Genomic DNA, 26,288 nt, shown 5'->3' on the forward strand with positions numbered 1-26,288 from the left:
CCCGGGCGTCGTCAGGCCTGGGGCGGCGCCGTGGTCGTCGCGGACGTGGCGGTCGTGGTGGTCGTCGCGGTCGTCGTGCCGGGACGCCGGCGTGTCAGCGAGACGCCGCGGACCCACCGAGACGCCGCCGGATCCGGGTGCGTCTCGCGTCGACCGGGGCGTCTCGCGTCTCGCGTCGGCGCCGGCGTCCGGCGTCCCGCCGCCGCCACCTGCGTCCGGCCCGGCCGGGAGGCGCGACCCACCCCCGCCCCGCCGGCTCGGCCCGCGCACGCCGGCTCCCCGTCCGTCGGCTAGCGTGACGCACGTGCGGACCCCCGGCCCCCTCGTGCTAGACGCCCTCGTCTGGGTCGTCTTCGCCGTGCTCTTCGTGGGCGCCGCACTGCTGGTGAAGGTCGCCGCCGCCCTGCTCGCGGTGCTCGTCGTGCTCGCGCTCCTGCTCGGCCTGGTCCTCCGGGCCCTGCGGAAGCGACGGACACGACCGCGACGCTGAGCAGCACCAGCACCAGCACCAGCACCCGCACCAGCACCCGCACCAGCACCAGCACCCGCACCAGCCCCAGCACCGTGCCCCCACCGGTACGGCGTCGCCCTGCACCGTCCACCCGTCCCACTCCGGGACCCCGCCCGCTAGGCTTGCCCGGTGACTGAAGTCGAGATCGGTGCAGGCAAGCGCGGCCGTCGGGCGTACGCGTTCGACGACATCGCGGTGGTCCCCTCGCGGCGCACCCGCGACCCGCACGACGTGAGCGTGCAGTGGTCGATCGACGCGTTCACCTTCGCGTCGCCGATCCTCTCGGCGCCGATGGACTCGGTGTCCTCGCCGGCGACGGTCATCCAGATGGGCGAGCTCGGCATCCTCGGCGTGCTCGACCTCGAGGGCCTGTGGACCCGGTACGAGGACCCGACGCCGTACTACGAGGAGATCAAGACCCTCACGGACGGCAACGTCACGAAGCGCATGCAGGAGATCTACTCCGAGCCGGTCAAGGCCGAGCTGATCACCGCGCGCCTGGCCGAGATCCGTGCCGCCGGGGTGCCGGTCGCCGGTTCGCTCAGCCCGCAGCGCACGCAGGAGTTCTCGCAGACCGTCGTCGACGCCGGTGTCGACCTGTTCGTCATCCGCGGCACGACGGTCTCGGCGGAGCACGTCTCCCAGAACCAGGAGCCGCTCAACCTCAAGAAGTTCATCTACGAGCTCGACGTGCCGGTCATCGTGGGCGGTGCCTCGACGTACACGTCGGCGCTGCACCTCATGCGCACCGGTGCCGCGGGCGTGCTCGTCGGCTTCGGCGGCGGAGCGGCCTCGACGACCCGCGCCGCCCTCGGCATCCACGCGCCGATGGCGACCGCGGTGGCCGACGTCGCCGGTGCCCGACGCGACTACATGGACGAGTCCGGCGGCCGCTACGTGCACGTCATCGCGGACGGCGGGCTCGACACCGCCGGCGACATCGTCAAGGCGATCGCGGTCGGCGCGGACGCCGTCATGCTCGGCACCGCACTGGCCCGCGCGACCGAGGCCCCTGGTGGTGGCTTCCACTGGGGTGCCGAGGCACACCACGCCGAGCTGCCCCGCGGTCGTCGGGTCGAGGTCGGGCAGATCGCCCCGCTCGAGAACGTGCTGAACGGGCCGACGCCGTCGTGGGACGGCCGCGCGAACCTGGTCGGTGCGCTGCGTCGGTCGATGGCCACCACCGGATACTCCGACGTCAAGGAGTTCCAGCGAGTAGAAGTGGTCGTGGCGCCGTACCACCAGCAGTGACGGTGGCACCCGTGCTCCCGCACGGGTGACGCCTCGGCGCTCCCGTGCGCGGAGGCCGGCTCCGTGCGCGCAACCCGCACGGAGGCGACGATGGCCAAGCCAGCCAGCAGCACCACGCAGACCAGCACGGACGCGACGAGCGCAGGTGCCGAGAGCACCGTCGAGGACGCCCGGCATGCCACGGCACCGAGCGCGAGCGTCGGCTTCGACCCGGCGGCCAAGCTCGGTCCGGAGGAGCGCGCCGCCGCGATCGAGGCGATGAAGACCCGGGAGCTCGACGTCCTGGTGGTCGGCGGCGGCATCGTCGGCGGTGGCAGCGCGCTCGACGCCGTCACCCGCGGCCTGAGCGTCGGCATCGTCGAGGCCCGCGACTGGGGCTCGGGGACGTCGAGCCGCTCGTCGAAGCTCGTGCACGGCGGCATCCGCTACCTCGAGCAGCTGAACTTCGCGCTCGTGCGCGAGGCCCTGATCGAACGCGGCCTGCTGCTGCAGCGCATCGCTCCGCACCTGGTGAAGCCCGTTCGCTTCCTCTACCCGCTCAACCACCGCGTGTGGGAGCGCTTCTACATCGGCATCGGCATGGCGATGTACGACGTGTTCAGCTGGTCCGGCGGTCGTCCGCCCGGGGTCCCGCACCACCGGCACCTCAGCCGCAAGCAGGTCCTCAAGAACATGCCCGGCCTGAAGAAGGACGCCTTCGTCGGCGGCATGACCTACTACGACGCCCAGGTCGACGACGCCCGCTACGTCGCGTCGCTCGTGCGCACCGCAGCGTCGTACGGCGCGCACGCTGCGAGCCGGGTCCGCATCGAGGGGTTCATCAAGGTCGGGGAGCGGGTGGTCGGGGCGCACGCGCACGACATCCAGACCGGCGAGAAGTTCGACATCCGGGCGAAGCAGGTCGTGAACGCGACGGGCGTCTGGACCGACGACACCCAGGCGATGGTCGGCACCCGCGGGCAGTTCAAGGTGCGGGCGTCGAAGGGCGTGCACCTCGTGATCCCGCGCGACCGCTTCCAGTCGAACACCGGCATGATCCTCCGCACCGAGAAGAGCGTGCTCTTCGTCATCCCGTGGGGCCGGCACTGGCTCGTCGGCACGACGGACACCGACTGGAACCTCGACAAGGCGCACCCGGCGGCGACCGCGGCGGACATCGACTACATCCTCGAGCACGTGAACAAGGTCCTCGCGGTGCCGCTCACCCGCGAGGACGTCGAGGGCGTCTACGCCGGCCTCCGACCGCTGCTGGCGGGGGAGTCGGACCAGACGTCGCAGCTCAGCCGTGAGCACGTCGTCGCGCACACCGCTCCGGGCCTGGTCGTGGTCGCGGGCGGCAAGTGGACGACCTACCGCGTGATGGGCAAGGACGCCATCGACGAGGCGGTCGCGGCGATGGACGGCAAGATCCCGGCGTCGACGACCGAGGACATCCCGCTGGTCGGTGCCGAGGGCTACCCGGCGGCCTGGAACCGTCGCGGGCGCACCGCTCGGCAGTTCGGCGTGCACAAGGTCCGGATCGAGCACCTGCTCAACCGGTACGGAACCCAGGCCACCGAGGTGCTGCAGCTCGTCGAGCAGGACCCGTCGCTCGCCGAGCCGCTGCCGCAGGCGGACGACTACATCGGTGCCGAGGTCGTCTACGCGGCCTCGCACGAGGGCGCCCTGCACCTGGAGGACGTCCTCGCTCGCCGCACCCGCATCTCGATCGAGGCGTGGGACCGCGGAGAAGAGGCGGCCCCGGTCGCCGCGAAGCTCATGGCCGGCGTGCTCGGGTGGGACCAGGAGACGACCGAGCACGAGGTGTCGAACTACCTGAAGCGCGTCGCCGCCGAGCGCGAGTCGCAGCTGCAGCCCGACGACGAGTCGGCCGACCGGGTGCGCCTCGAGGCGCCGGACATCGCGTTCGGCTTCGACGAGGACGACGTGGTGGTCGGCGGTGGCCGGTCGAGCGGTGCCGACGGCGCGAAGGCGACGGACGAGCAGGTCGAGGGCGAGAAGACGAGCGAACCGCGGTAGGTCACCGGACGGGAGGCGCGTGGCGGCCCCGCCATGCGCCTCCCGTCCGTCGCCTCGCCGCGTCCCTCCCGCGAAACGCAACCTCGGCGGTTCCGCGCAGCGCTACTCCGCTGCGAGCTGTCGCCGACGTTGCGTGTTGCGGGTGCGGGTCCGGACGGCGGTGCCGACGAGCACGGCCGGGATCGCGATGACCGCCGCCGTGCTCGTCAGGTACAGCACGCCGGACCAGATCGTGTGCGCGGCGCCGTCGGTCGGCCACGAGTCAGCGACGTCCATGCCGAGCCAGAAGCCCGACTGGAACGTCGCGAGGGCGCCCGCAGCGAGGACGCCGAGGTGCAGCACCGCGATCGTCGTCGCCGGCAGCCGCGACGCGAGTCCGACGACCGCGGCGGTGAGCGCCAGCCCCACACCGATCCCTGCGACCACGAGCACGCCGACGACGTCCTGCGCCACGTCGTTGCCCACGTCCACCCGCGCGTAGATCTGCGCGAGCGAGCGCCCCGGCACCGCGCCGAGCGGATCCAGCACGAGTGCGTTCACGGCCAGCAGCGCCGCGTAGGCCGCGACGACCACCACCCCGACGACGGCGACGACGATGCGGGCACGGCCCCCGGTGTTCCCCATGCGGCGAGGCTAGCGACGGGCCGGACCGGCACGCGTCCACCGACCGGATGACCCGTGGAATGGGCCGCCGCACCCGGTGGTTATCATCGGGGTACTCACCAAGGGAGCCATCATGGTCGACGTCCATCGCGTCAAACTCCCCGGAGTCGGCGTGCTGCACAGCTTCTACACCGACGACGGTGGCAAGTGCGGTGTCATCACGCACCGGTCGGGGCACTCCGACCTCATCTCGTTCGCCGACGTCTCCGACGGCGCGGACAAGTCGGAGAAGGTCTCGCTCCGCCTGAGCGAGGACGAGGCGCACACCCTCGCCGAACTGCTCGGCGGTACCCGGATCACCGAGGGCCTCGACAAGCTCGACGAGATCCCCGGCCTGTCGATCGACTGGTTCAGCGTCGACTACGAGGACGCCATCGCCGGCAAGCCCCTCGGCGACCTGCACGACTCGGGCTTCATCGGCCTGACCGTCGTCGCCGTGGTCCGCGGCGACAGTGCCAACCCCGCGCCCTCGCCGGACTTCGTCGTGTTCCCCGGTGACACCATCGTCGTCGCCGGCGCTCCCGAGAAGGTCGCCAAGGCGTTCTCCTTCTACCGCAGCGGACAGCTGGCGGCGGCTGCCGCCGAGGCGCCGCCCGGGAGCTGACCCGTGCACCTCGGCGGCGAACTGCTCACCATCGGTGTGCTCTTCGTCATCGCCTACGTGCTCGGGCGCCTGGGCAAGACGATCGGTCTGCCCGCCATCCCGATCTACATGGTGGTCGGGCTCATCGCGAGCCCGCACACCCCGTGGATCGGCCTCAACGTCGAGTCGCACACGATCGAGCTCATCGCGACCTTCGGGCTCATCCTCCTGCTCTTCAACCTCGGGCTGGAGTTCGACCAGGAGGAGTTCTACGGCAACGCCGGGAAGCTCCTGGTCTCCGGCGGCACGTACGTCGCCATCAACATGGGCGTCGGGTTCGCCTTCGGGTTCTCGCTCGGCTGGGGCACGCGAGAGGCCCTGATCATCGCGGGCATGACGGCCACGTCGTCGAGTGCGATCGTCACGAAGCTGCTCATCGAGCTGCGGCGCCTGGCGAACGACGAGACCCCGATGATCCTGGGCGTCACCGTCATCGAGGACGTCTTCATCGCCATCTACCTGGCGATCGTCTCCGTGGTGCTCTCCGGCGATACGAACCTCTGGGCCGTGGTCGGCAAGCTCGCGCTCGCGTTCGGCTTCCTCATCGTCATGTTCACGCTCGCCCGGTTCGCCGGCAAGTGGGTGTCGAAGATCTTCGCCACCCGCGACGACGAGCTGTTCACGGTGCTGTTCTTCGGGCTGGCGGTGATGTTCGGCGGCATCGGTGACCTGCTCGGCGTGACCGACGCCATCGGTGCGTTCGTGATCGGCCTGCTCTGCGGTGCGACCCGGTACCGGGACCGTATCGAGCAGCTGGCGCTCCCGATGCGCGACGTGTTCGCGGCGTTCTTCTTCGTGAACTTCGGCCTCGGACTCGACCTGTCGACCTTCGGCGAGGTGCTCTGGCCCGTCCTCGGCGCGATCGGCATGACCATCGTGCTGAACGCCGTCGCCGGGCAGCTCGTCGCCCGCATGAACGGCTTCAACGTCCAGCAGGGGATCAACACCGCGGTGATCCTGGTCAACCGCGGCGAGTTCGCGCTGATCCTCGCGACGCTCTCGGCTGCCGCCGGCCTGGAGGCGCGGATCTCCGCCTTCGCGGGCCTCTACGTCCTCGTGATGGCCGTCCTGGGTCCGCTGCTCGCCGTCAACTCGGACCGGATCGGCCGCCTCGTGGTGCGTCCCGCCCGGGTGGCGCGGCTGCGCCAGCGCCTGCGCGACCGGCTCGGCCGCGGCGTGGGCCGATCGGGAACGGACGGCGCTGCCGGCGCTGCCGGTGTCGGGATCCCGGCCGGACCGGCCCTCGACGAGGCGATCGACACCGCCGCCGAGGCCGGCGTCGCCGACCAGGACGCGGCGGCCGCCGCGCGTCGTGCCGAGCGGGACCGCCAGTTCGCCGAGGAGTTCGCCCTCGTGGAGGCTGCGGGCAGGGAAGAGCGCGAGAATGGGTCACCGGAGCCGACGACGAGCGAACCCGTGACGTCGCCGGTGGACATCCCTGCCGAGCGCCCGAAGCGCCCGGTCCGCCAGCGCGATCCGGAGTACTGATACAGATGTGGGCCGTAGCCCGACGACCGAGGTGGATCGCACTGCTCCTGCTGGCGCTCGTGCTCGCCGGGACCTTCGCGGGCCTCGGCAAGTGGCAGCTCGAGCGGAGCATCGCGAACGGCAAGCCCCTGCCGGCGACGACCGAGACCCGCAAGGCCCTCGAGGACGTCACCGAGCCCGGCCGTGCGGCGTCGGAGTCCATCGCCGGGCAGCGCATCTCCGTCACGGGCACGTTCGTCGCGGGTGACACGACGATCCTGACCGGGCGGTCCGGCGGCGGCACCTACCAGGCGATCGGACACCTCGTCGACACGGAGACCGGTGCGAGCCTGCCGGTCGTCATCGGCTGGTCCGACCAGCGGCGACAGGCCGAGGCGGGGGGCGAGCGCCTCACCGACGGCCAGGAGCTCACGGTGCAGGGGCGCTACTACCCGGCAGAGTCCCCGGACCAGGACGCCTACAGCAAGGGTGAGTACTCGGCCGTGGCCCCGGCCCGGTTCGTGAACACCTGGAAGGCCTTCGACGACCGGATGTACATCGGGTACGTCGTCGCCGACGGCACCACCGCGAAGGCCGCCGACCTCGGCACCATCGCCGACCGTGCTCCGACGCGCGAGGTCCGCTTCGACTGGCTCAACCTCTTCTACGCGATCGAGTGGGTCGTGTTCGCCGGGTTCGCCGTGTTCCTCTGGTACCGGTTCGTGAAGGACGCCTGGGAGCGCGAGCAGGAGGACGCCCGCGAGGCCGCGGCCGCGGACACCGACGCCGCCGGGAGCCCGGGGGAGCCCGCCGAGCCCGCCCGGTCGCACCGGTAGGATCGACCCATGGCCCTGACCGTCCGCACGCGTGACATCCCGAAGATCCCGGGCGCGGTGAAGTGGTACCGCGTCTCCGCGTACATCACCGGCGTGCTGCTGCTCGCGCTCGTGATCGAGGTCGTCATCAAGTACACGCCGCTGCAGCTCGAGATGCAGCTCGGCAACGGCCCGTTCTTCGTGCCGAACGGCACCGCGGGCGAAGCACCCGGCACGTTCAACCTGTCGATCGCGATCCTCATCGCGCACGGCTGGCTCTACGTGCTGTACCTGTTCACGGACTTCCGCCTGTGGAGCATCATGCGCTGGAGGCCGTCGCGCTTCCTGCTCATCGCCCTCGGCGGCATCATCCCGTTCATGTCCTTCGTGGTGGAGCACCGCATGCAGCAGAAGGCCATGGACACCTACCACGAGCTGACCGCTGCCCAGCAGCGTGAGAAGGAGGCCGCTCGGTGAGCGAGACCGAACAGCGCCCCGTCCTGGTCGTCGACTTCGGCGCGCAGTACGCCCAGCTGATCGCACGGCGCGTGCGTGAGGCGAACGTCTACAGCGAGATCGTCCCGCACTCGATCACGGCGGACGAGGTCCGCGAGAAGGACCCGGCGGCCATCGTGCTCTCCGGTGGTCCGTCGTCCGTGTACGAGGACGGTGCGCCGTCCCTCGACGGCGAGATCCTCGACCTCGGCGTCCCCGTGCTCGGCATCTGCTACGGCTTCCAGGCCATGGCGAAGTCGCTCGGCGGCGAGGTCGCGCACACCGGCCTCCGCGAGTACGGCGCCACCGACGTGACCGTGTCGGGCACCGACAGCGTGCTGCTCGGTGACCAGCCCGAGTCCCAGGTCACGTGGATGTCGCACGGCGACTCCGTGGCGAAGGCCCCGGAGGGCTTCGCGGTCCTCGCGTCGAGCGCCTCGACCCCGGTCGCCGCGTTCGCCTCCGACGAGCGCAAGCTCTACGGCGTGCAGTGGCACCCCGAGGTGAAGCACTCCGCGTACGGCCAGGCCGTGCTCGAGAACTTCCTGCACCGCGCCGCGGGGCTGCCGGGTGACTGGAACTCGGCGAACGTCATCGAGGAGCAGGTCGAGCGGATCCGCTCGCAGGTGGGCTCGGCACGCGTCATCGCCGGGCTCTCGGGCGGTGTCGACTCCGCCGTCGCCGCAGCCCTGGTGCACAGGGCCGTCGGCGACCAGCTCACCTGCGTCTTCGTGGACCACGGGCTCCTGCGCGCCGACGAGCGCAAGCAGGTGGAGGAGGACTACGTCGCCTCGACCGGTGTCCGCCTGGTCACGGTCGACGCGGAGCAGCAGTTCCTCGACGCCCTCGCCGGCGTCAGCGACCCCGAGCAGAAGCGCAAGATCATCGGGCGCGAGTTCATCCGCACGTTCGAGGCGGCGGCCGAGGCCCTCGTGCTCGAGGCGCGCGGCGACGACGATGCCGGAGAGGTCAAGTTCCTCGTCCAGGGCACGCTCTACCCCGACGTGGTCGAGTCCGGCGGCGGATCCGGCACCGCGAACATCAAGTCGCACCACAACGTCGGGGGCCTGCCCGAGGACATGACGTTCGAGCTCGTCGAGCCGCTGCGCACCCTGTTCAAGGACGAGGTGCGGGCCGTCGGCCGCGAGCTCGGGCTGCCCGAGGTCATCGTCGGCCGCCAGCCGTTCCCCGGCCCCGGGCTCGGCATCCGCATCGTCGGCGAGGTCACGAAGGACCGCCTCGAGCTGCTCCGGGCCGCGGACAAGATCGCGCGCGAGGAGCTCACCGCGGCCGGCCTCGACGAGGAGATCTGGCAGTGCCCGGTCGTCCTGCTCGCCGACGTCCGTTCCGTGGGCGTCCAGGGTGACGGTCGTACCTACGGCCACCCGATCGTGCTCCGTCCGGTCTCGTCGGAGGACGCCATGACCGCCGACTGGACGCGCCTGCCGTACGACACCCTGGCGAAGATCTCGAACCGCATCACGAACGAGGTCCCCGACGTGAACCGCGTCGTGCTCGACGTCACGTCGAAGCCGCCGGGGACGATCGAGTGGGAGTGACCACTCCCTGACGCCCCGAGGGCCCGGTACGCACTGCGTGCCGGGCCCTCGCCGCGTGTCCGTGCCGCTTTCAGCCCGTCCGGGTCGCCCCGGTTGGTCCGCACCGGTCGCACGACGTGCCGCCAGCGGACGTTCCGGTCGCACGACATGCCGCTCGTGCGAGAGGTGAGCGGCAGGTCATGCGACGAGAACATGTCGGGGCGGTGCCCGCCGCCCGGGAACGACGAGGGGCCCCGGCGTGTGCCGGGGCCCTTCGTGTCGATCAGGTGCGAGCTACTCGCGGTTGCTCGCCAGGATCGCCAGGATGCGCAGGATCTCGATGTACAGCCACACCAGGGTGACGATGAGGCCGAACGCCGCGGTCCAGGCGTAGATCCGGGGAGCGCCGCGCTGGACGCCGGTCTTGATCTGGTCGAAGTCGAGGACCAGCGAGTACGCCGCCATGATCACGACGAAGATGCCGATCAGGACACCCCACGGGATGCCGAACAGGAAGCTCGGCTCACTGCGGAGACCGAACGAGCCCGAGGTCACGCCGGTGAACTGCAGGACGATGTTCACGAGCGAGAAGACCAGGTACCCGACCATCGCGATGAGGAAGAACCGGGTCGCCTTCGGCGTCGCGCGTACCTTGCCGGACGTGAAGAGCAGCAGCGTGACCGCGAAGACGCCGAGGGTGCCGAACACCGCCTGCGCGACGATGCCGTCCGACATCGTGTTGAACGCCGCCGAGATGCCGCCGACGAACAGGCCCTCGAAGAACGCGTACGCCAGGACGAGCCCCGGCGACGGCTTCTTCTTGAACGTGTTGACGAGCGCGAGCACGAACCCGACGATCGCGCCGACGATCCAGACGATCGGCGGCAGGTTCCAGCCGGCGACGGCACCGACGAGGAGCACGCCGAACGCGAGCAGCGTCTTGACGATGGTGTCTTCGTACGACATGCGGTCGGTGTCGACCGGGCTCGCCGTCGGGCGGTCGTACATGTACTGCAGCTGCTCGGGCGTCATGCCGCCCTGCTGCGGGTACTGTCCCTGCTGTGGGGTGCGTCCCCAGCCCGCCTGCTGCTGACCAGCGCCGGCGCCCCAGGCGCCACGGCCCTGGTCGTTGAAGGCGGGGGACTGGTCGAAACCGGGCTTGAAGGCCATGGTGTCCTCTTCCTCGGAGATTTACGTCCTCTCAGCCTAGGGGCGCCCCGTCGCGGAAGGCTGAGGATTCGCGGCGAGCGGAAGCGGGACCCGGTGGTCCCGACACCGGGAGCCTACGGTCGCGGTCTGCGTGGCTGCCCCGAGCTCGTCGTGAGCTGGCCGACCCCCGGACGGGCGCCTGCGGGGCGGCGTCGGGCCGCGCCTCCCGGCCGGTCGGTGCCCGCACGCCGTCGGTCGGCGACCGCCGGAGCCGACCGGACCTGCGGGTACAGCCACGAGACCAGCGCGACCGAGACGACCATGAGCAGCAGCCAGGCGACGACCTTCGTCGGCGCGACCGGCTGCCACGCTCCCGCCTGCGCCGGGTAGGACCAGGCGCCGGCCCAGGTCGCGACGTTCTCGGCCAGCCAGATGAACAGCGCGACGAGGGCCATCGCGAGCAGGACCGGCATCCGCAGCGTCGCGCGGTGCACGCGGACGTGCATCGTGGTGCGTGCGAACAGGGCCACGACCAGGGCGAGCAGCACGTACCGCGCGTCCCACACGAAGTGGTGCCCGAAGAAGTTTGCGTAGATGCCCGCCGCGACGAGCACGAGCGACCACTGCCGCGGGTACCGGTCGAAGCGCAGGTCGAACAGCCGCACGACCCGGACCATGTACGACCCGACCGCGCCGTACATGAACCCGGAGAAGAGCGGCACGCCCGCCACCACGAGCCAGCCGTCGCCCGCGTACCCCCACGACCCGACGTGGGTCTTGAAGACCTCCATCACCGTGCCGACCACGTGGAAGACCAGCACCACCCGGAGCTCCCGGAGCGTCTCCAGGCCGAACACGAGCATCGCGACCTGGATCGCCGCCGCGGACATCGTGAGGACGTCGTTCCGGGCCCCGGGAGGCACGGTCAGGTGCACGACGACCATCGTCGCGAGGAGCAGCGCCCCGAACGTGCAGGCCCACGCCTGCTTCGCGCCGAACACCAGGAACTCAGTGAGGGCGAGACGGCCCGGGCGGTGCGGCTGGTGCCCGGCGTCGAGCAGGCGGCGGGCCGCGCGGTCGATGCGGGCCTCGACGGCGGTGGAGAGGTGTCGGACGGTCACGGAGCGACCCTCCGCGGGCGGCCTGGGAACGAGGGCCGACGGCTGAACGGATGTGTCCACAGGCACACCGTGAGGACACCTGCGGGCAGGGTCGAGCGGCTACGGTTCGGCGCATGACCCGTGTGATCGCCCACCGTGGCGCTTCCGGCCACCGACCGGAGCACTCCCGGAGTGCCTACGAACTGGCCGTCGAGCTCGGTGCCGACGCGATCGAGCCGGACCTCGTGCCGACGAAGGACGGCGTGCTCGTGCTGCGGCACGAGAACGAGGTGTCCGGCACGACGGACGTCGCCGACCACCCCGGGTTCGCACACTTGCGGACGACGAAGACCGTCGACGGCCAGAGCGTGACGGGCTGGTTCACCGAGGACTTCACGTGGGACGAGCTGCGGACGCTCCGGGTCAGGGAGCGCCTTCCCCAGCTGCGTCCGGCGTCGGCGGCGCACGACGGCGAGGACGGCGTCCTGCGACTCGAGGACCTGCTCGGCATCCTCGACGCGGCTCCACGCCCGGTCGGGCTCGTCGCCGAGGTCAAGCACGCGCACTTCTTCGAACAGGCCGGCTTCCCGATGGCGCAGCTGCTCGACGACACGCTCGGGGACGCCGGGTGGCGTGACGACGACCGGCTGACGATCGAGTCGTTCGAGAAGACGGTGCTCCGTCAGCTCGGCGCACGGGGGACGGGTGGTCGGCTCGTGTACCTCCAGGAGGCCCGTGGCAGCGCAGCGGACGAGGTCGCCGCCCACGGATCGGCGGCTCCCTCGTGGGCGTCGGAGCGCACGGACGCCGCGCTGGCCGGGTTCGCCGGGGAGTTCCACGGCATCAGCGTCGACCTGAAGACCCTGATGGCGGGGGTCGACAGCGTCGCCCTCGACGACCCGCGCCCGGTCCGGAGCGTCATCGTCGAGCGTGCGCACGCTGCGGGGCTCGCCGTCTACACGTGGACGCTCCGGCCGGAGAACCGGTTCCTGCCGGCGCCACTGCGGCGCGGGGGCGACGTGGCAGCGCACGGCGACTGGGAGCGGTGGTTCACCTCGGTCGTGCGGACCGGGGTGGACGGGGTGTTCGCGGACCACCCGGACCTGGCGGTGCGGGCGCGGTCACTCGTCGAGAGCGCCACCGACTGATCCGTCAGCTCCGCACGTCCGCACGCCGCGGAGTCGACGTCGCTGCACCGCCGCGGTCGCGCGGACGGTCCGCCAGGTGGCGATCGCAGCAGCGGCCGCAGCCGAGACCGAGATGAGCAGGCGGACGGCCGGGAAGGGTGCCCACGCGTGGGACCAGTACGTCTCGAGCACCCAGACACAGAGCGCCGCCAGGCCGCCGGCGAGCAGTGCGTGCGCGACGACGTGCACGCCGCGGCGGGCGCAGATCCGGGCGAGCGCCCACCCGAGTGCGTACGTGCAGGGGAGCGCCACGATCCCGCCCCCGACGGTCACGAGCCCCGCGACGACGGCGAGGAGGACGATCGTGAGGGCGAGAGCGGGCGGGCCCTCGGGTCTCCCGATGCCGCCGTCGGCGAGGAAGGACCAGCCGGCCCCGAGCGTGATCGTCACGGGCGTCGTGACGAACGACATCCAGACCCAGCTCCGCTCGACGAGCTCGACGGCGTCACCTGCGGTCCACGTCTCCATGCCCGACAGCCTGTCCGCCGTCGGATCCGATCCCGGTCCTGGTGCGTCGCAGTGTGTCCCGCGGCCCACGGACCGCAGCCGCTGCGCCTGTCGGAGGGCGCGCCTAGACTGACCCGGTCATGACGATCGTGCTCGACCCCTTCGACCAGTCCCCCGAGCCGGGCGCGGGCAACCGCCCCGGCGGGTACGACGACCCCTTCACCGCGGGTCTCAACCCCCAGCAGAAGGAAGCCGTCGAGTACCGCGGCGAGTCCCTGCTCATCGTGGCCGGTGCCGGATCGGGCAAGACGAGCGTGCTCACCCGCCGCATCGCCCTGCTGCTGGCGAACCGCGAGGCCTGGCCGTCGCAGATCCTCGCCATCACGTTCACGAACAAGGCCGCCGCAGAGATGCGCGAGCGCGTGCAGGCCCTGGTCGGGCAGGCCGCCGAGGGCATGTGGATCTCGACGTTCCACTCGGCGTGCGTGCGGATCCTCCGGCGCGAGGCCGAGCGCTTCGGGTTCCCGCAGTCGTTCACGATCTACGACTCCGCGGACTCCCGCGCGCTCCTCAAGCGGATCATCAAGGAGCTCGAGGCGGACTCCCTCGGGCTGACCGTCGGCGCCGCGTCGTCGAAGATCTCGAAGCTCAAGAACGAGCTGCAGGACGTCGACACCTACGCCCGGAACATCAACGTGAACGACCCGCAGGAGGTCATGTTCACGGAGGTGTTCCGGCGCTACACGAACGAGCTCCGTCGGGCGAACGCCTTCGACTTCGACGACCTGATCGGGCAGACCGTCTTCCTGTTCCGCGCGTTCCCCGAGGTCGCCGCGCTCTACCAGCGCCGCTTCCGGTTCGTCCTGGTCGACGAGTACCAGGACACCAACCACGCGCAGTACGCCCTGATCCGCGAGCTCACCCGCCCGGTGCCCGTCGAGCAGGTCGACAAGCTCGAGGACACCGGACAGCACGTCGCCCGGATGCGCGAGGCCGACGGGTCGATCGCCCCGGCATCGCTCACCGTCGTCGGTGACTCGGACCAGTCGATCTACGCCTTCCGCGGCGCGGACATCCGGAACATCGTCGAGTTCGAGCGGGACTTCCCGAACTCGAAGGTGATCCTGCTCGAGCAGAACTACCGGTCGACGCAGACGATCCTCGACGCTGCGAACGCCGTCATCGCGAACAACTTCGACCGTCAGGCGAAGAACCTGTTCACCGACGTCGGGGCCGGCGACAAGATCGTCGGCTTCACCGGGTACACCGGCCACGACGAGGCGCAGTTCGTCGCCGACGAGATCCAGCGCCTGCACGACGAGGGCACGTCGTACCGGGACATGGCCGTGTTCTACCGGACCAACTCGCAGACGCGTGCGCTCGAGGAGATCTTCATCCGCTCGGCGATCCCCTACCGGGTGCTCGGCGGCACGAAGTTCTACGAGCGTGCCGAGATCAAGGACGCCATGGCGTACCTGATCACCGTCGCCAACCCGGCTGATCCGCTGTCGCTCCGGCGCATCCTCAACGTGCCCAAGCGCGGCATCGGTGCCGTGACGGAGACGGCACTGCAGCGCTACGCCGACGAGCACGAGACCTCGATGCGTGACGCCCTGCGGCACGCCGACGAGCTCGGGTTCGGTCCGAAGGTGCGGACCGCGATCACGTCGTTCGCAGCGCTGCTCGACGACGTCGCTTCGCGCGCCGCCACCCAGCCGGTGGTCGACACGCTCACGCAGCTGCTCGACGGCTCCGGGCTGCTCGAGAACCTGCGGAAGTCGCCCGACGCGCAGGACGCGGCGCGTGCGGACAACATCGACGAGCTCGTGGCGGTGACGCGGGAGTTCCAGAAGAACAACCCCGAGGGCACCCTGTCCGACTTCCTGACCGAGGTCTCCCTGGTCGCAGCGGCCGACGAGCTCGACGACTCGTCCGGCACCGTGTCGCTCATGACGCTGCACACGGCGAAGGGCCTGGAGTACGACGCGGTGTTCCTCACCGGTGTCGAGGAAGACCTGCTGCCGCACCGGATGTCCGCGAACGAGCCGGGCGGCCCCGCCGAGGAACGCCGGCTCTTCTACGTCGGCATCACCCGAGCGAAGAAGTCGCTCTTCCTGTCGCTGGCGATGACCCGCGCGCAGTTCGGCGACGTCAACGTGGCGATGCCGTCCCGCTTCCTGCAGGAGATCCCCGAGGGACTGATCGAGTGGAAGCAGTCGCCCGGCATGGCGAACAGCCGTGGGGGGACCGAACCGCGCGCGCTGAACGCCCGTCGCGGTGGCGGTCCGGGTGGCTTCGGCGGTGCCGGCGGGGGCGGCGGTGGCTACCGCGGCGGTGGCGGCTTCGGCGGGGGTTCCTACGACCGTGCGGCCGCGGCGGCGAAGACCCGTCCGAAGACCGAGTGGGCGAACCGGGTGTCCGGGCAGGTCCGGGACAACGGTGACATGGAACTCGTCGCCGGAAACCGCATCAAGCACGTCGACTTCGGCGAGGGCACGGTGTCCGCGGTGACCGGGCAGGGCGCGAAGCGCATCGCCGAGATCGCCTTCGACGACGCGGGTCGCAAGAAGTTGCTCATCAAGATCGCGCCGATCGAGAAGCTCTGACGGCAGCGGGCGCGGCGGTGCTCAGCGCACCATCCGGACCGCATCGAGCCCGTGCAGGCCGATCGGTTCGTGCTTGACGGTGCCGTCCCGCTCGAAGCCGTTCCGCCGGTAGAAGGCTTCGGCACGCGGGTTGCCGTCGGCGACCCAGAGGAATGCGGGCACCGTGCCGATCACAGCGTCGAGCAACGCCTGTCCGACGCCCGCTCCGTGCTGCGCAGCGAGGACGTAGATGCCCTCGAGCTCGCGGTCCCGTGGGGCCTCGCCGCGACCGGGCCCCGCGGACGCCCAGCCGACGATCGCGTCGCCGACGGTGGCGACGAGCACGTCGACACCGGGCTCGGCGATGATCCCGCGCCATCGTGCCGCGCGGGCATCGACGTCGAGGGCCGCGAGGAACTCCGCCGGCAGGAGGTGGGCGTAGGCCTCGCGCCACGCCTGCACGTGCACGGCGGCGATCGCGTCGGCGTCTCGCACGTCGGCCGGTCGGACGGTGAGCGCGTGCGTGGTCCCCATCCGACGACGGTACCGCTGGCCCTGCCGTCGGCGTCGAACCACGTTCCCGACGTCGAACCAGCACCGGCGGCTGGTTCGATGTCGGAGTCCTGGTTCGACGTGCCGCTGCACAACGCGGAGCACGTCGCGCCGTGGGGTTCCGTGGCGCGAGGTGCTCACGGTTGTGCGGAACGCAGCGCCGCCCCGCGGCACAGCAACCCCGCGGCACCGCGACCCCGCGGCACCGCGACCCCGCGGCACCGCGCCGACCGCGCAGCGCTACGGCTGCAGCCGCGCCACGTCCCAGCCGTCGCCGGCGCGGACGTACTGCAGCCGCCGGTGCATCCGGTCGCGGCTGCCCTGCCAGAACTCCACCACGTCGGGCTCGAGCCGCCACGCCACCCAGCCCTCGGGGCGCGGCACGTCGTCGTCGCTCTCGTCGAGCAGCGCGTTCGCGTCGTCGATCAGGTCCTGCAGCGTGCGCGGTTCGAGCACGTCCGACTGGTCGGCGATCGCGGTGGCGGCGCGTGACTTCGGCGAGCGGTCGGCGAACAGCGCGTCGGACTCCTCGTCGGACAGCTGCACGGCCCGGCCCTCGAAGCGCAGCTGCTGCATGCTCTCGCGCCAGTACACCTGCAGCGCCGCGTGCGGGTTGTCCGCGAGCTGCCGTCCCTTCGGGCTCAGGGTCGAGGTGCCGAACACCAGCCCGCGGTCGTCGAGCCGCTTCACGTCGACGGTGCGGGCGGACACCCGCCCGTCGGTGCCGGCGGTCGCGAGGGTCATCGACATCGGCTCGGACACCTCGCGCTCCGCGGCGCCGTCGAGCCAGGCTCGGGCGACGTCGAACGGGGACGCGGGAGGCGCGTCGAACTCGGGCAGGTGCAGGGAGTCGTCACCGGAGAGCGAACTGGACATGCCCCCACCCAACCGTGCTCAGTCGGTCCACGTCCAGGTCGCCGGGGGACGACCGCCCCGGCCGGTGGACGTCGGGGAGGCATCGGCTCGGACGAGCGCGGGGTTCGTCCGGAGTGCACGGTTGAGGTTGCCGGCATCCGGGGCGGTCCCGTGGAGCGCCGCGTGGAGTACTGCCGCCGCACTCGTCGGGAAGACGTCACCGAGCAGGGCGCGTGTCATCGGGACGTCCCGCCAGAGCCGGGTGCGCACCTGGTCGAGGGCGGCCCGCACGATCGTGTCGTGGTCGAACGGGAGGCCCGGATCGCCCCCGTCGGTCGACCTCCACACCACGGGCCCGCCGTCCACCGCCGGTGCCACGACCGCCGCGAACGCGATGCTGATCGCGGTCTCCCGCGGGTCGCGGGACGGGCCGTCGAACGCACCGACCTGTGCGAGGTGCCGCACCGCCCCGGTGCCGATGGCGGCCTTGGTGCGCAGGGCGCGCCGTGCACCGTCGGCGAGGCGTTCCGCAGCGTCCAGGAGCACGCCGGGCAGCGCCTCCCGGCCGGCGTACGGGTCGTACGCCCGGCGCGCGGTGGCGACCCGCAGACCCTCCGTCACCGTGAACGACACCGGGACGACGTCGATCGCGATGAGCGGCTGGTCGCGGGTCGCCGTGTGGGCGTCGGTCACACCGACGCCCGGCGGGCCGCGCGGGCGGCGCGTTCGGTGCGGAGCGTCTCGCGCACGTCGGCGAACGACTGGTGCACCCGGAAGCGGCCGTCGACCCAGACGGGCTGGAGCAGGCTGGTCGCCTCGTCCTCGGCGGTGGCCTCGTCGGTCTGGCGGATCTCGCCGGTGTCGTCGCGGTGCAGGGCGATTCGGCCCTTCGCGCTCTTCTTGCCGCTGCCGGTCTTCGGGTCCTTCTGGATGTCGACCGGCTGCCCGTCGACGAGGGCCCACGTGGCCTTCACGGCGCTGCCGAGGTTGTCGCGCGTCATGTACTGGTACGTGTACGACCCGATGCCGAGCACGACGTTGTCGCTCGCGTAGCCCTTCGCGGCGAGGCGCTCGTAGATGCGACGGGCACGGTCGAGCGTGATGCTGTCGCCGTAGATGACGCCGATGTGCTGGTCGAGCACCTTGAAGCCCCGCTCGTTGACGGTGTGCCCGAACAGCTCGTCGAGGAGCTCGACGACGCCCTTCTCCTCGTGGCTGCGCGACGGGTCGGTCAGCGCTGCCTGGTCGACGCCGTGCACGGTGCCGGTGACGATGTCGACCGGGTCGCCGGAGTCCGGGCGGATGACGAGCTTGCCGTCGCGGGCCGTGATGCGGTCCTCGAGCTGCGGGAGCGTCTCGGTGATCACCTTGAACAGGTCGAAGCCGTCGCTCACCGCCGAGACGATGCCGGTCGGGTAGACGTCGAGGATCTGCGCGAACGTCTCGAGCTCGCCGTCGGCGCCGCGGACGCACATCACGCTGTGCTCGGTGGCGGGGACGCTGGCCGCCACCCAGCCGTTGTCGCCCGGGTAGTAGCGGTCGATGAAGTCGAGCGACGGCATCGAGTCGGTGCCGAGGAACGACAGCAGGTGTCCGGCACCGCCCGCGGCGGCGGACTCGATGCTCGTCTGCCCGCGGAACGAGAAGTCGTGGGCGGCGAAGTCGATGCTCGCCGGGTCGGCGCCGGTGCGCTCGGCCCACTCCTCCATGAGGTCGCGGTACTCGAGCGCCTTCGTCGCGACGGTCGAGGGGTGCCAGATCGACGCCGACAGGGCGGTCTCGATGTAGTTCGGCAGCCAGAAGAAGTCGTCGAGGGTGTTCTCGACCGTCAGCGTCGCGACGCCGATCGGGGCGAGGGTGCCCTCGGGGAGCGCCCGGATGTCGAGCGGGAGGTACCCGAGGCGGTGCAGGGCGCGGACGTGGTCGACACCGATGTGGTTCGGGCCGAAGTAGCCCTGCAGTGCCTGCTCGAACAACCGCGCGACCTCGTCCTCGTCGGCGGCGAAGAACGGCGCCCACGCCTCGACCAGGTACCGCTGCACGAACGCCTGCAGCCCGAAGACCACCGCGTGGGTCGACTCGGGCATGTGCGCGTTCGAGCGGTTCGTCCAGTTGATCAGGATCCGGGTCGTGCCCTCGGGGTAGACCTGCCGGTGCGAGTGCTTGTACCCGTCGACCGCCAGCAGCGGGGCGATCGGACTCGGGGTGGTGGTGCGGGGCTCGAGGCCCGTCGTGGTCGTCATCGGATCTCCTTCGTGAGGTACGGGCTGAGCGGGACGGTGCGGAGGCCCGGGACGTCCTGCTGTGCGGGGTAGCTGTCGGTGGTGACGATCTCGCCGAAGTGCTCGGCGAGCTGCGGGGCCCGTCCGGAGAAGACGCCGTGCGAGACCCAGAGGCCCAGGCGCTCCGCCGGCAGGCCGGTCGAGCCGGCGAGGCCCGCGAAGGTGCCGCCGCCGTCGCAGATGTCGTCGACGACGAGCAGCCGACCGGTCTCGGGGAGCGGCTCGCACGAGAACCCGTCGAGCTTGCCGGTGTCCGGGTTGCGGTGCTTCTCGGCGCGGAACAGGGGGAGTCCGGCTGCCTGGGCGACGAGCGCCGCCCGGGCGACCGCGCCCTTGTCCGGGGCGATGATGCCGCTGTAGTCGGACCCGGCGAGGACGGCGTCGTGCACGACCCGCTCGCTCGGCACCACGGTGAGGCGCTCGACCAGCCCGACGATCACGGGCGAGTGGGGGTCGAAGGCGATCACCTGGTCGATGGCGAAGCCGTTCAGGATGTCCGCGTAGACCTTCGCGCCGAAGGGGAGTCCGCGGTCCTGCCGCGCTCCGGGCAGGTACGGGACGAGCGCCACCGAGCGTGCCCCGCGCTGTCGGACCGCGTCGGCCCACATGCCGAGCATGACCAGGTCGTCGCCGCCGGTGCCGCGCAGGGTCGCGATCTCGGTGGTCGCCCCCGCGTCGGCGTCGTCCCGGACCTTGACGTGTGCCTCGCCCGCGGGGAACCGCATCGTGGAGAACGTCGGTGTCGTCGGTGTGCCCTGGGCGTCCCAGGTGCTGAGTTCGACTGCCATGGTCCGACCGTACCACTGTTCTTGTCGTTGTGACAAGAACTTGTCGGGATCAGTGGGCGTACCGCGCGGCGATCCGGTGCATGGCCCGCAGCAGCAGCGGCCCCGGGAGTCGGAGCGCCCACCCCGGCACGAGGCTCCGCACGCGCCGGACGAGCGCGACGGTCCGCCGGAAGCGCCGCTGCTCACGCGGCCCCCACGCGAAGCCGTACGCGGTCCGCAGGGCGTCCGGCAGCATGCCGACGGTGACGATGCGGACGAGCGGCATCGCGGTGCGGACCCACAGCGGTGCGAAGCGGGGGTGCAGGAGGTCGCGCACGATCCCGCGCGCGTCGTCGGTGACGTGCAGGGAGGGCAGGGTCGCACCCCAGTACACGTCGAAGGAGGCCACCGAGGCGAACCAACCGTCGGCGGGCACGCGCAGGGACGTCGCGATCGGGGCGTAGGCCGCCAGGACACGCTCGGCGTCGTCGGGCGACAGGGGGTCGCCGAACAGCTCGTGTGCCCGTCGTGCGGAGTCGAACAGGGTCGCCGCCACCCACCGCTGCCGGTCGACGTCGTCGGCGCCCTCGACCGGTCGGTGCGCCCGGTCGACGAACGCGGTCGCCACGGCAGCGTCGGTCTCGGTCCCGATCACGACGGCGTAGACGAACATCAGGGTGTGGGCCAGCCGCTGCTGCGGTCGGCGGGCGAAGTCGGAGTGCCGTCGGACCCCGGCTGCGACGACCGGGTCCGCGATCTGCAGCAGGATCGCGCGGCCACCGGCCGCGACGGGTGTGCTGTCCGCCAGCCACCGACGCAGGTCGCGGTCGGCGACGTGACCGTGTGCCGGACGGGAGGCCCGTGGTCCGCCCGTCGCACCGCGCCCGTCCGCCGTCCGGTCGCCGTGGCCGGCGGGGCGGGGATGGGACGAGCCTCCCGACCGTCGCGTCACGGACGTGACCCGGATCGCCGTGCCCGCCGCAGCGGCGCGGTGTCGAGGAACAGGGCTGCGGCCAGGGCCACCGCGCCGCCGATCAGCGCACCGACGAGCCACCCGACGCTCACGAGCGAGCCGCCCGCGGCCGCCAGCAGTGTCGCGACCAGCCAGATGGCCGGCAGGGGCCACCGGTGCGCCGTCGCGCCGGTGACCAGGGCGAGCACGACACCCGCGACGAGCAGCGGGAGCCAGGCGATCCCGCCGGCGCGGGCGCCCGAGTGCGCCGCCGCGGCGACGAGCAGCAGGGACGCCAGCGAGAGGAGCCGGGCCAGCGCGGGCGTCGCACGGACACGGTCGCGGACGCCACGGAGCACGGCCCGATCGTACTGGGCCGTGCTCCGTGGGGGTCGTGCGGGTGTGGTGCTCAGAGCGGCTTCGTGCCGAGGTCGCCGCCGAGGTCCGGACGCTCGGTGTCGTCGTCGTGCTCCCACAGGTCGGGCGAGCCCTCGCGCGGGGCGCCACCGGTGGGGCCGTCGTCGGTTCCGTCGCCCGGCTGGGGCTCGACGGTCTCGCCGGCGACGGCGTCGTTCGTGACGGTCTCGAGGGACTCCTCGGACTCGTCGACCTCGTACGGGCCCACGTGCTCGCGGTCCACGTCGTCGGTGCGGCGCTCCTGGGCGTCGAAGTCGTCGACGGGGCTGATGCCGGGGTCGCTCATGGTGCAGTCCTTCCGTGGGAGGGTCGGGCTCCGGAGCGGGTCACCGGGGCCGTCGGGCCTTCCTGTGTACGCCGTCCGCCTGACCGGTCGTCCGGTCTGCGGTCGTCCGGTCTGCGCACCCCTCGTCCGGTTTCGCGTCCCGTTCACCTCGGCGTCACCTGCGGTCCACGATCGCGGGTCACACTCGCCGTGCTCGGGGGAGTGGAGCGCGGTCGCCGACGGGTGGTCGAGCGACCGCGCCTTCCCCACCCCGGGTCCGACGCCGGCGCGTCAGACGCGCTCGAGCAGGTGCCGTTCCTCGACGTCGGCCAGCCCGAGGGTCTTGTAGCCGGCGGCCTCGAAGAACACCGTCAACCGGTCGTCCTCCGTGCTCATCACCGTCCCTCGACCCCACTGCGCGTGCTCGACGGGCGACTCCGGGGGCCAGGCGTCGTCGTTCGCACCGTCGGCACCGTGGGCGTCCGCGTCCTGGGCGGTCCCGGCCGTGCAGGTGTCGCAGTTGCCGCACGGCTCGGCGAGCTCGTCACCGAAGTACCCGAGCAGGAACTGCCGGCGGCAGCCCGAGGTCTCGGCGAACCGGCGCATCATCGCGATGCGCGACTCCTCGATCTCCTCGCGCTCCTTCGCCTGCGCCTTCGCGAGCCCCGCCGCCGCCTCGGCGTCGCGGGGGCCGTCCGGTCGACGGGTGAGGCCGTCCTCACCGTCGTCGAGCGCGCCCGCGTCGACGAGGGCGTTGGCGGCGCGGCCCGCGGTGCGAGCGGCGAGCCCGGAGCGTTCGGCGAGCTCGGACCGGGCCACCGACCCGTCGGCGGGGACGGCGTCGAACACGGCACGGAGGGTGGCCGGGCGCGGCGAGCCGGACGCGAAGAAGCGTCGGAGGCCGAGGTCCTCGGCGCGGTAGTGCATCGTGGCGAGGCCGACGTCGCCGTCGCGGCCGGCACGGCCCACCTCCTGGTAGTAGGCGTCGACCGACTCGGGGACGTCGGCGTGCACGACGAAGCGCACGTCCGGCTTGTCGATCCCCATGCCGAACGCGCTGGTGGCGACGACGACGTCGAGCTCGCCGTCGAGGAACTCGTGGTGGACCCGCTCGCGGTCCCGCACGCGGAGGCCCGCGTGGTACGCCTTCGCCCGGCGACCACTCTCCACGAGTTCGTCCGCGTACACCAGGGTCTCGGCGCGGGTGGCGACGTAGACGATGCCGACCCCCTCGAGTCCGACGACCTGCTCCACGACGGCCTCGCGCTTCGACTCGTCGTCGGCGTGCCGGGCGACCTCGAAGCGCAGGTTCGGCCGGTCGAAGCCGGTGGCGACGACCAGCGGGTCCCGCATGCCGAGCCGCTCGACGATCTCGGCGCGGACGGGCGTCGACCCGGTCGCGGTCATCGCGAGCACCGGCGGGCGCCCGAGGCGCTCGACGACCTCGCCGAGCACCAGGTAGTCCGGGCGGAAGTCGTGCCCCCAGCTCGACACGCAGTGCGCCTCGTCGACGGTGACGAGCGCGACGCCGGCGTCCCGCAGCCGCTCGACGACCTCGTCCTTCGCCAGTTGCTCGGGGGCCAGGAACACGTACCGGGCCTCGCCGGACGCCACGGCGTCCCACGCGTCCTCGAGCTGCCGGCTGCCCCTGGTGGCGTTGATCGTGACGGCTCGGGGCGCGTCCGGGTGGTCCTCGATGCCGACGACCTGGTCCTCCTGCAGGGCCACGAGGGGCGAGACGACGACGACCGGGCCGTCCAGGGCGAGCGCGGCGACCTGGTAGATCGCGGACTTCCCCGAGCCGGTGGGCATGAGCGCCAGGGCGTCGCGACCGTCGAGGACGGCGTCGACGACCTGTTCCTGCTCGGGGTGGAGGTCCCAGCCGAAGACGTCGGCGGCGCGGGTACGGAGTTCCTTCTGCACCCGTCGACCGTGCCCCGTACCGCCTGGCCGACCATCCGGCGACTGCGTCCCCCGGCCACCGGGGGGCGCGAGGGAGGTGACGGGGGTGGGGCGTGCCTCCCGGCCGGCGTTCCGCGGTGCCGACGCATCCTGCGGCCGAGCGGGCGCGACCGGTGTCCGGACGGACGTGCTCTCCGTCCATGTGGCGGCGCTAGGGTGGTCGCGGCCGTTGTCTCGACATCGAGCGACCCTCGACGTTGAGTGCGACCCGATGACCGATGCCGATCGCACGAACCGTGCGGGAAGAAGAACAGCGTGGATCTTTTCGAGTACCAGGCCAGGGACCTCTTCGAGTCCTACGGCGTCCCTGTGCTGCAGGGCATCACCGCCGACACCCCGGAAGAGGCGAGGGCGGCCGCCGAGCGGATCGGCGGCGTGGTCGTCGTCAAGGCGCAGGTGAAGGTCGGCGGTCGCGGCAAGGCCGGCGGCGTCAAGGTCGCGAAGACCCCGGACGAGGCGTACGAGCACGCGAAGGCGATCCTCGGCCTCGACATCAAGGGCCACACCGTGCAGCGCGTGATGGTCGCCCAGGGCGCCGACATCGCCGAGGAGTTCTACTTCTCGGTGCTGCTCGACCGGGCGAACCGCTCGTACCTGTCGCTCGTGAGCGTCGAGGGCGGCATGGAGATCGAGCAGCTCGCGGTCGAGAAGCCCGAGGCGCTCGCGCGCGTCGAGGTGAACCCGCTGACGGGCATCAACAAGGAGGCCGCGCTCGACATCGCGCGCCAGGCGAACTTCCCGTCCGAGCTCCAGGACCAGGTCGCGGACGTCTTCGTGAAGCTCTACGACGTGTTCGCCGGCGAGGACGCCACCCTCGTCGAGGTGAACCCGCTGGTCCGCACCGGCGACGGGCAGATCCTCGCCCTCGACGGCAAGGTGTCGCTCGACGACAACGCCGACTTCCGCCACGAGGGTCACGCGCAGCTCGAGGACACCGCGAGCGAGGACCCGCTCGAGGCCAAGGCGAAGCAGCACGGCCTGAACTACGTGAAGCTCGACGGCGAGGTCGGCGTCATCGGCAACGGCGCAGGGCTCGTCATGTCGACGCTCGACGTCGTCGCGTACGCCGGTGAGCGCCACGGCGGCGTGAAGCCCGCGAACTTCCTCGACATCGGCGGTGGCGCCTCGGCCGAGGTCATGGCGAACGGCCTCGACGTCATCCTCGGCGACCCGCAGGTGAAGAGCGTGTTCGTGAACGTCTTCGGTGGCATCACCGCCTGCGACGCCGTCGCGAACGGCATCGTCGCCGCACTCGGCATCCTCGGCGACTCGGCGACCAAGCCGCTCGTCGTGCGCCTGGACGGCAACAACGTGGACGAGGGTCGCCGGATCCTGGCGGAGGCGGCGCACCCGCTCGTCACCGTCGCCGAGACCATGGACGATGCGGCCGAGCAGGCCGCCGAGCTCGCCGCGGCCGCGGCGTAAGGAGCACCAGAGCAATGTCGATCTTCCTCAACAAGGACTCGAAGGTCATCGTCCAGGGCATCACCGGCGGCGAGGGCACGAAGCACACCGCGCTCATGCTCAAGGCCGGCACGCAGGTCGTCGGCGGCGTGAACGCCCGCAAGGCCGGCACCACCGTCTCGCACGGCGACGTCGAGCTCCCCGTGTTCGGCTCGGTGCGTGAAGCCGTCGACACCACCGGTGCCGACGTCTCGATCGTCTTCGTCCCGCCGGCGTTCGCGAAGGACGCGGTCATGGAGGCCATCGACGCCGAGGTCCCGCTCGTCGTCGTCATCACCGAGGGCATCCCCGTGCAGGACTCCGCGGAGTTCTGGGCGCACGCGAAGGCGCTGGGCGGGAAGACCCGGATCATCGGCCCGAACTGCCCCGGCATCATCACCCCGGGGGAGTCGCTCGTCGGCATCACCCCGGCGACGATCACCGGCAAGGGCCCGATCGGTCTCGTGTCGAAGTCCGGCACCCTGACCTACCAGATGATGTACGAGCTGCGTGACCTGGGCTTCTCGACCGCCATCGGCATCGGCGGCGACCCGGTCATCGGCACGACGCACATCGACGCGCTCGCCGCGTTCGAGGCCGACCCGGAGACGACGGCGATCGTCATGATCGGCGAGATCGGCGGCGACGCCGAGGAGCGCGCGGCCGACTACATCAAGGCGCACGTCACGAAGCCGGTCGTCGGCTACGTCGCGGGCTTCACCGCGCCCGAGGGCAAGACCATGGGCCACGCCGGCGCGATCGTCTCCGGATCGGCCGGCACCGCTGAGGCGAAGAAGCAGGCGCTCGAGGCCGCCGGCGTCAAGGTCGGCAAGACGCCGTCCGAGACGGCCGCGCTGCTGCGCGAGGTGGTCGCCGCCGCGACGGCGTAGCGGTCCGCACGACCCGACGGACGGGAGGCACGG

25 protein-coding genes are annotated in these 26,288 nt (G+C 71.7%); 12 read left to right on the top strand and 13 right to left on the bottom strand.

Annotation, left to right across the window (positions count from 1 at the left end; genetic code table 11):
* The first annotated feature begins 304 nt into the window (after nt 1-304).
* The 3 genes from ACIQFY_RS14200 (at nt 305) to ACIQFY_RS14210 (ending at nt 3,781) form a co-directional block, all read left to right on the top strand.
* Nucleotides 305-490 (top strand): hypothetical protein, encoded by a 186-nt coding sequence (locus ACIQFY_RS14200; RefSeq protein ID WP_144411388.1) that lies wholly within the window; start codon nt 305-307, stop codon nt 488-490.
* A gap of 150 nt (nt 491-640) precedes the next feature.
* Entirely contained in the window at nt 641-1,762 is a 1,122-nt protein-coding gene (locus ACIQFY_RS14205; RefSeq protein ID WP_066656924.1) for a GuaB3 family IMP dehydrogenase-related protein, read from the top strand.
* A gap of 258 nt (nt 1,763-2,020) precedes the next feature.
* Nucleotides 2,021-3,781 carry a glycerol-3-phosphate dehydrogenase/oxidase gene (locus tag ACIQFY_RS14210; protein WP_245172357.1) on the top strand — a complete coding sequence of 587 codons (1,761 nt, stop codon included), beginning with the start codon at nt 2,021-2,023 and terminating at the stop codon, nt 3,779-3,781.
* Nucleotides 3,782-3,883: 102 nt separating this feature from the next.
* On the opposite strand, the gene ACIQFY_RS14215 is transcribed toward ACIQFY_RS14210, so the two are convergent.
* Entirely contained in the window at nt 3,884-4,405 is a 522-nt protein-coding gene (locus ACIQFY_RS14215; protein WP_209685309.1) for a hypothetical protein, read from the bottom strand.
* A 112-nt stretch (nt 4,406-4,517) separates the two neighbouring features.
* Here ACIQFY_RS14215 and ACIQFY_RS14220 point away from each other — a divergent pair, with 112 nt between their 5' ends.
* Genes ACIQFY_RS14220 through guaA form a run of 5 tightly spaced genes read left to right on the top strand, consistent with a single transcriptional unit; the run spans nt 4,518 to nt 9,423 of the window.
* Complete coding sequence (locus ACIQFY_RS14220) at nt 4,518-5,048, top strand: cation:proton antiporter regulatory subunit (RefSeq protein ID WP_058728934.1); 531 nt, start codon at nt 4,518-4,520, stop codon at nt 5,046-5,048.
* A 3-nt stretch (nt 5,049-5,051) separates the two neighbouring features.
* On the top strand, nt 5,052-6,575 hold the full coding sequence (locus tag ACIQFY_RS14225) for a cation:proton antiporter (protein ID WP_400340639.1): 1,524 nt from the start codon (nt 5,052-5,054) through the stop codon (nt 6,573-6,575).
* Nucleotides 6,576-6,580: 5 nt separating this feature from the next.
* Nucleotides 6,581-7,390: an SURF1 family cytochrome oxidase biogenesis protein gene (locus tag ACIQFY_RS14230; protein WP_066656915.1), complete on the top strand. Its 810-nt coding sequence runs from the start codon at nt 6,581-6,583 to the stop codon at nt 7,388-7,390.
* Between the two features lie 9 nt (nt 7,391-7,399).
* Nucleotides 7,400-7,846, top strand: a complete 447-nt coding sequence (locus ACIQFY_RS14235; protein WP_066656914.1) for a DUF3817 domain-containing protein — start codon at nt 7,400-7,402, stop codon at nt 7,844-7,846.
* The gene (gene guaA / locus ACIQFY_RS14240; protein ID WP_251155216.1) at nt 7,843-9,423 is read left to right on the top strand and encodes a glutamine-hydrolyzing GMP synthase; all 1,581 of its coding nucleotides are present in this window, start codon (nt 7,843-7,845) and stop codon (nt 9,421-9,423) included. The genes ACIQFY_RS14235 and guaA overlap by 4 nt, the downstream gene beginning before the upstream one ends.
* A gap of 273 nt (nt 9,424-9,696) precedes the next feature.
* On the opposite strand, the gene ACIQFY_RS14245 is transcribed toward guaA, so the two are convergent.
* Both ACIQFY_RS14245 and ACIQFY_RS14250 read right to left on the bottom strand, forming a co-directional pair.
* A complete protein-coding gene (locus tag ACIQFY_RS14245) occupies nt 9,697-10,572 on the bottom strand; it encodes a Bax inhibitor-1/YccA family protein (RefSeq protein WP_400340642.1) in 876 nt (291 codons plus the stop codon).
* A 113-nt stretch (nt 10,573-10,685) separates the two neighbouring features.
* Nucleotides 10,686-11,672 (bottom strand): DUF817 domain-containing protein, encoded by a 987-nt coding sequence (locus ACIQFY_RS14250; protein WP_400340643.1) that lies wholly within the window; start codon nt 11,670-11,672, stop codon nt 10,686-10,688.
* Between the two features lie 113 nt (nt 11,673-11,785).
* Here ACIQFY_RS14250 and ACIQFY_RS14255 point away from each other — a divergent pair, with 113 nt between their 5' ends.
* Complete coding sequence (locus tag ACIQFY_RS14255) at nt 11,786-12,799, top strand: glycerophosphodiester phosphodiesterase family protein (protein ID WP_400340645.1); 1,014 nt, start codon at nt 11,786-11,788, stop codon at nt 12,797-12,799.
* Here ACIQFY_RS14255 and ACIQFY_RS14260 read toward each other — a convergent pair.
* A complete protein-coding gene (locus ACIQFY_RS14260) occupies nt 12,773-13,306 on the bottom strand; it encodes a hypothetical protein (RefSeq protein ID WP_400340646.1) in 534 nt (177 codons plus the stop codon). The genes ACIQFY_RS14255 and ACIQFY_RS14260 overlap by 27 nt on opposite strands.
* A gap of 119 nt (nt 13,307-13,425) precedes the next feature.
* Here ACIQFY_RS14260 and ACIQFY_RS14265 point away from each other — a divergent pair, with 119 nt between their 5' ends.
* On the top strand, nt 13,426-15,891 hold the full coding sequence (locus ACIQFY_RS14265) for an ATP-dependent helicase (protein WP_400340648.1): 2,466 nt from the start codon (nt 13,426-13,428) through the stop codon (nt 15,889-15,891).
* A 21-nt stretch (nt 15,892-15,912) separates the two neighbouring features.
* Here ACIQFY_RS14265 and ACIQFY_RS14270 read toward each other — a convergent pair whose 3' ends face one another.
* The 9 genes from ACIQFY_RS14270 to ACIQFY_RS14310 all read right to left on the bottom strand — a co-directional run bounded on the left by ACIQFY_RS14270 (nt 15,913) and on the right by ACIQFY_RS14310 (nt 23,883).
* Complete coding sequence (locus ACIQFY_RS14270; RefSeq protein ID WP_400340649.1) at nt 15,913-16,404, bottom strand: GNAT family N-acetyltransferase; 492 nt, start codon at nt 16,402-16,404, stop codon at nt 15,913-15,915.
* A 258-nt stretch (nt 16,405-16,662) separates the two neighbouring features.
* Nucleotides 16,663-17,298 (bottom strand): pyridoxal 5'-phosphate synthase, encoded by a 636-nt coding sequence (locus ACIQFY_RS14275; RefSeq protein ID WP_400340651.1) that lies wholly within the window; start codon nt 17,296-17,298, stop codon nt 16,663-16,665.
* Nucleotides 17,299-17,316: 18 nt separating this feature from the next.
* Nucleotides 17,317-17,970, bottom strand: a complete 654-nt coding sequence (locus ACIQFY_RS14280; protein ID WP_400340653.1) for a hypothetical protein — start codon at nt 17,968-17,970, stop codon at nt 17,317-17,319.
* Nucleotides 17,967-19,520 (bottom strand): nicotinate phosphoribosyltransferase, encoded by a 1,554-nt coding sequence (locus ACIQFY_RS14285; RefSeq protein WP_400340655.1) that lies wholly within the window; start codon nt 19,518-19,520, stop codon nt 17,967-17,969. Before ACIQFY_RS14285 ends, ACIQFY_RS14280 begins: the two co-directional genes overlap by 4 nt.
* A complete protein-coding gene (locus ACIQFY_RS14290; protein WP_400340657.1) occupies nt 19,517-20,347 on the bottom strand; it encodes a ribose-phosphate pyrophosphokinase in 831 nt (276 codons plus the stop codon). The genes ACIQFY_RS14285 and ACIQFY_RS14290 overlap by 4 nt, the downstream gene beginning before the upstream one ends.
* A gap of 49 nt (nt 20,348-20,396) precedes the next feature.
* Nucleotides 20,397-21,278 (bottom strand): oxygenase MpaB family protein, encoded by an 882-nt coding sequence (locus ACIQFY_RS14295; RefSeq protein WP_400340659.1) that lies wholly within the window; start codon nt 21,276-21,278, stop codon nt 20,397-20,399.
* On the bottom strand, nt 21,275-21,637 hold the full coding sequence (locus ACIQFY_RS14300) for a hypothetical protein (protein ID WP_400340660.1): 363 nt from the start codon (nt 21,635-21,637) through the stop codon (nt 21,275-21,277). The genes ACIQFY_RS14295 and ACIQFY_RS14300 overlap by 4 nt, the downstream gene beginning before the upstream one ends.
* 50 nt (nt 21,638-21,687) lie before the next feature.
* The gene (locus tag ACIQFY_RS14305) at nt 21,688-21,981 is read right to left on the bottom strand and encodes a hypothetical protein (RefSeq protein WP_400340662.1); all 294 of its coding nucleotides are present in this window, start codon (nt 21,979-21,981) and stop codon (nt 21,688-21,690) included.
* A gap of 270 nt (nt 21,982-22,251) precedes the next feature.
* On the bottom strand, nt 22,252-23,883 hold the full coding sequence (locus tag ACIQFY_RS14310; RefSeq protein WP_400340663.1) for a RecQ family ATP-dependent DNA helicase: 1,632 nt from the start codon (nt 23,881-23,883) through the stop codon (nt 22,252-22,254).
* 294 nt (nt 23,884-24,177) lie between these two features.
* Here ACIQFY_RS14310 and sucC point away from each other — a divergent pair, with 294 nt between their 5' ends.
* Both sucC and sucD read left to right on the top strand, forming a co-directional pair.
* Complete coding sequence (gene sucC, locus ACIQFY_RS14315; RefSeq protein WP_311206401.1) at nt 24,178-25,347, top strand: ADP-forming succinate--CoA ligase subunit beta; 1,170 nt, start codon at nt 24,178-24,180, stop codon at nt 25,345-25,347.
* 14 nt (nt 25,348-25,361) lie between these two features.
* On the top strand, nt 25,362-26,255 hold the full coding sequence (gene sucD, locus ACIQFY_RS14320) for a succinate--CoA ligase subunit alpha (protein ID WP_271826383.1): 894 nt from the start codon (nt 25,362-25,364) through the stop codon (nt 26,253-26,255).
* Nucleotides 26,256-26,288: the final 33 nt, after the last annotated feature.

It is taken from the genome of Curtobacterium sp. NPDC092190 (assembly GCF_044755625.1).
In the GTDB taxonomy this organism is placed as follows: domain Bacteria; phylum Actinomycetota; class Actinomycetes; order Actinomycetales; family Microbacteriaceae; genus Curtobacterium.

Bases quoted from the DNA above. Each gene is read 5' to 3' on its own strand.
- ACIQFY_RS14260 (WP_400340646.1), bottom strand. From the start codon at position 13,306: ATGGAGACGTGGACCGCAGGTGACGCCGTCGAGCTCGTCGAGCGGAGC.
- ACIQFY_RS14255 (WP_400340645.1), top strand. From the start codon at position 11,786: ATGACCCGTGTGATCGCCCACCGTGGCGCTTCCGGCCACCGACCGGAG.
- ACIQFY_RS14220 (WP_058728934.1), top strand. From the start codon at position 4,518: ATGGTCGACGTCCATCGCGTCAAACTCCCCGGAGTCGGCGTGCTGCAC.
- ACIQFY_RS14245 (WP_400340642.1), bottom strand. From the start codon at position 10,572: ATGGCCTTCAAGCCCGGTTTCGACCAGTCCCCCGCCTTCAACGACCAG.
- ACIQFY_RS14285 (WP_400340655.1), bottom strand. From the start codon at position 19,520: ATGACGACCACGACGGGCCTCGAGCCCCGCACCACCACCCCGAGTCCG.
- sucD (WP_271826383.1), top strand. From the start codon at position 25,362: ATGTCGATCTTCCTCAACAAGGACTCGAAGGTCATCGTCCAGGGCATC.
- ACIQFY_RS14305 (WP_400340662.1), bottom strand. From the start codon at position 21,981: ATGAGCGACCCCGGCATCAGCCCCGTCGACGACTTCGACGCCCAGGAG.
- ACIQFY_RS14215 (WP_209685309.1), bottom strand. From the start codon at position 4,405: ATGGGGAACACCGGGGGCCGTGCCCGCATCGTCGTCGCCGTCGTCGGG.
- ACIQFY_RS14270 (WP_400340649.1), bottom strand. From the start codon at position 16,404: ATGGGGACCACGCACGCGCTCACCGTCCGACCGGCCGACGTGCGAGAC.
- ACIQFY_RS14210 (WP_245172357.1), top strand. From the start codon at position 2,021: ATGAAGACCCGGGAGCTCGACGTCCTGGTGGTCGGCGGCGGCATCGTC.
- ACIQFY_RS14265 (WP_400340648.1), top strand. From the start codon at position 13,426: ATGACGATCGTGCTCGACCCCTTCGACCAGTCCCCCGAGCCGGGCGCG.
- ACIQFY_RS14235 (WP_066656914.1), top strand. From the start codon at position 7,400: ATGGCCCTGACCGTCCGCACGCGTGACATCCCGAAGATCCCGGGCGCG.
- ACIQFY_RS14290 (WP_400340657.1), bottom strand. From the start codon at position 20,347: ATGGCAGTCGAACTCAGCACCTGGGACGCCCAGGGCACACCGACGACA.
- ACIQFY_RS14275 (WP_400340651.1), bottom strand. From the start codon at position 17,298: ATGTCCAGTTCGCTCTCCGGTGACGACTCCCTGCACCTGCCCGAGTTC.
- ACIQFY_RS14230 (WP_066656915.1), top strand. From the start codon at position 6,581: ATGTGGGCCGTAGCCCGACGACCGAGGTGGATCGCACTGCTCCTGCTG.